This is a genomic window from Aurantimicrobium sp. (genome assembly GCF_036667855.1).
In the GTDB taxonomy this organism is placed as follows: Bacteria; Actinomycetota; Actinomycetes; order Actinomycetales; family Microbacteriaceae; genus Aurantimicrobium.
The window spans coordinates 1-3,436 of the sequence record NZ_JAVWTF010000087.1 but is presented as its reverse complement, the minus strand read 5'-3'; the positions used below and the strand labels follow the sequence as shown (position 1 = coordinate 3,436).

Sequence of the window (3,436 nt, the reverse complement as noted above, 5' to 3'; positions counted from 1 at the left end):
TTTGCTGCAACCACCCGCGCAGATGCTGAAGCTCTCCTCAACGCTGCACGCGAGAGTGCAACCAACGTGATCAGCCGCGCTCGTTCACGTGCTGAGACATTGGCCATCCTCTTTGATGAGCATGCTCTCGAAATGATGGAAAAAGCAGAGCGTCGTCGTGACAGCCTCGAGCGTCAGCGTGAAGCAATGCGCGAATTCTCTCTCGAGCTCAAGGCGCTCGCTTCGGCAGATGCCATGGTTTCGCTCGACGAATCTGAATCGCAGCGCGACTAAGTTCTAGCTCCAGGTTGGGGCAAGCTTTTTCAGCTTTGCTCCGCGAATCTGCCAGAACGTCCACAGTCCTATAAAGACCAAGGGCGTGAGCAGTCCAGCTTTGACGACCAAGCGGTCGCGATACAGAGTCTGGTTGTTTTCTGCAGGTGAGATGGCCATGCGGTGATCCCAGTTCTTGACCATTTTCATGGGACCACTGAGAGCTTTACCTGAGTCAATCATCATTCGAACGCGGCCGGGACGTTGGGTGAAACTGACGTCGATGGTTTGGTGGCCCATCGGGATTACCCCGAATAAACGCATGGATACTTCGTGGGGGCCATCACCTATCCACGCCTGAGGAAAGCCGCCCTGTTCTTTGGAAACAATCTTCAGCCATGGAGAGGAGACCGCCGTGAACACCTTCGGGTTGGCAATGGCTCGCCAGGCAACATCAGGTTCGCAATCGAGTGTGAGTCGAAGAAAGACGTTCATGGGTGCCCCTGGTGTTGTGTGGGGGATATCCCCCTCACTTCACACGCTAGCTGATTTCTCGCTTTTCCCAGTGAATTAAATTGGCACGATTAAATCCGCGGCCGCATTCACCGCAGCTCAACACTTTTTTGGGCTGACGGAAACGGTAGTGTTCATGCCCTGCTGGGCAGGTGCCCAGCCAGGGGGCAAGCTCATGTGCCGCACTTCCGTCATGCGTGCGCTTGCCGTCATATCCCAAGTCGTAGGCAATCTTCTTCCAGGTTGGCCCGTGCCCTGCCCGAGGTCCCGCTATCGCGTGAGCAACTTCGTGCAAGAGAATCTGATGCACTTCATCATCCTCATATTTGGCAGCCAGGTGCCTAGAGACAGAGATCTTTTTCTCCGTGAAATTACACAAACCTGCACGCGTGCGAGCGTGGTCAAACCCGAAACTCCACACTGCGGGGTCAAGATGCAGGCGGATGAGGGCATCCGCCCACTTGGTTACCCGGTCCAGATCCGCCATGGCTACTTCCTCGAAATCTGGAAGATGGTTTTATTCGGGGTGGGGGAGGCTATTGCGGTGGTGTCCAACACAATAGGGGCGCTACCAATGAACTGCTTCATCTCCGCACCTTCAACAGCTTTTGCAGGATGTGGTCCACCAGCAAGCAGGCGGGGCAGCCAGTGACCAATGGCAGCATCCTGGGTTCCCACCAGAACCACATTGCCAAAGCGCCGCCCTTTGAGAACCTGGGTTTCTGCCAGAGCAATCACATGAGGAAGGACAGCGTTCAATGTTGCTGCCTGTCCACGGGCAAAAGCCAAGCCTGGACCGTCGGCCACATTAACAATGAGCACACCGGAGGGGGCAAGGAGTTTTGCTGCCTCGGTGTAGAACTCAACGCTGGTGACGTGAGCGGGAGTGCGGGCGCCACTAAAGACATCCACGATGACAACATCGACGTTGCCGTGAAGTCCACTGGGCAATTTGCCCAGGACTTCACGAGCATCGCCATAACGAATACGGATGTTTGCATTTTTTTGCAAGGGGAGGTGTTCCCGGACGAAGTCGATGAGGTCTTGCTCGAGTTCGATGACCTGTTGCCTGGAACCGGGCCTTGTTGCCTCGATGTAGCGGGGGAGCGTGAGAGCGCCACCGCCTAAATGAACTGCAGTAATCGGTGCCCCGGGTTCCCCAACCTGGTCGAGCACATGGCCAATGCGACGAATGTACTCAAAAAACAGCTCGCTGGGATCGTCAATAAAGACGTGAGATTGAGGGGTTCCATCGATATCAAGAACGTAGGCGCCGTCTTGATAGGGGTCAGGTTCAATGGTTGCGCGCAGGCCGGAAGATTTGAGGGTGATGGTTGGGTTGTTCGCCATGTGCTTACACCACCAGAAAAATCCAACTAGACATCGGCCCGCAAACCGTTATAGAGTTGTAATTTGCGCTCGATGTTTTGTCATGCCCTCATATTGCGGTCGGGGTGACAGTACAACAATCTCGTGGAGAACTCTACGAGTGGCCCCACTTTAGCGGGTCTCATCGGGTTTGCAATTTATCCCACACCAACCACAACCATGATGGTCCATGACGGACCCACGGAGGTTATTTCCTTGGCTGCTGCGCGCAACGCAAAAGACACCAAGTCCATCAAGAACGGCCGTAGTGCATCGCGCTTGTCGTTCGCGAAGATTACGGACACTCTGACTGTTCCCGATCTTCTGGCACTTCAGACCGAGAGCTTTGACTGGCTCGTCGGAAATGAACACTGGCAGAAGCGTGTGGAGGAAGCAAAGAAGGAAGGTCGCCAGGACCTGCCTTCACGCACTGGTCTGGAGGAGATCTTTGAAGAGATCTCTCCCATCGAGAACCTCGATGAGACCATGCAGCTCTCTTTCACGAACCCGTATCTCGAGCCAGAGAAGTACTCAATCTTCGAGTGCAAGGAGCGTGGCAAGACCTACGCTGCTCCTCTGTATGTTGAGGCAGAATTCATGAACCACGTCACGGGTGAAATCAAGACCCAGACCGTGTTCATGGGTGACTTCCCTCTCATGACCGAAAAGGGAACCTTCATCATCAACGGCACCGAGCGTGTTGTTGTGTCTCAGCTGGTTCGTTCACCCGGTGTGTACTTCGAGCGCGCACAGGAAAAGACCTCTGACAAGGACGTCTACTCCGCACGCATCATTCCTAGCCGTGGCGCATGGCTCGAATTCGAAATCGACAAGCGTGACGCTGTCGGTGTTCGTATCGACCGTAAGCGCAAGCAGTCCGTCACCATCTTCCTCAAGGCGCTGGGTATGACCAGCGAAGAGATCGCAACCGAGTTCGCTGGTTACGACTCCATCCTGCAGACCCTGGAAAAGGACACCATCCTCACCAAGGAAGACGCACTGCGCGACATCTACCGCAAGCTCCGTCCAGGAGAGCAGGTTGCTGCTGAAGCTGCACGTGCACTTCTCGACAACTTCTTCTTCAGCCACAAGCGTTACGACCTGGCGAAGGTGGGTCGTTACAAGATCAACCGCAAGCTCGGTCTTGAAGCTCCGCTGACTGACTCCGTACTTTCTGTTGCAGACATCATTGCAACCATTAAGTACTTGGTCGCACTGCACAACGATGAGAAGACCTTCTCTGGTCTTCGCGACGGCAAGAAGGTTGACATCCGTCTCGACGTAGACGACATCGACCACTTCG

General features: G+C 54.7%; 4 protein-coding genes and 1 pseudogene. 2 read left to right on the top strand and 3 right to left on the bottom strand.

The features are described from left to right. The coding region (locus RR877_RS10105) for a hypothetical protein (protein WP_332628134.1) at nt 1–273 on the top strand (273 nt) is incomplete at its 5' end. Nucleotides 274–276: 3 nt separating this feature from the next. On the opposite strand, the gene RR877_RS10100 is transcribed toward RR877_RS10105, so the two are convergent. Genes RR877_RS10100 through RR877_RS10090 form a run of 3 tightly spaced genes read right to left on the bottom strand, consistent with a single transcriptional unit; the run spans nt 277 to nt 2,115 of the window. Beyond that, nucleotides 277–747 carry a hypothetical protein gene (locus RR877_RS10100; protein WP_332628132.1) on the bottom strand — a complete coding sequence of 157 codons (471 nt, stop codon included), beginning with the start codon at nt 745–747 and terminating at the stop codon, nt 277–279. A 46-nt stretch (nt 748–793) separates the two neighbouring features. Continuing rightward, nucleotides 794–1,252, bottom strand: coding sequence for a SprT-like domain-containing protein (locus RR877_RS10095; protein WP_096382579.1), 459 nt, complete (start codon nt 1,250–1,252; stop codon nt 794–796). Nucleotides 1,253–1,254: 2 nt separating this feature from the next. Then, nucleotides 1,255–2,115 carry a fused MFS/spermidine synthase gene (locus tag RR877_RS10090; protein WP_332551210.1) on the bottom strand — a complete coding sequence of 287 codons (861 nt, stop codon included), beginning with the start codon at nt 2,113–2,115 and terminating at the stop codon, nt 1,255–1,257. A 234-nt stretch (nt 2,116–2,349) separates the two neighbouring features. Here RR877_RS10090 and RR877_RS10085 point away from each other — a divergent pair. Then, nucleotides 2,350–3,436: pseudogene (locus RR877_RS10085) on the top strand (DNA-directed RNA polymerase subunit beta); the annotation flags it as partial.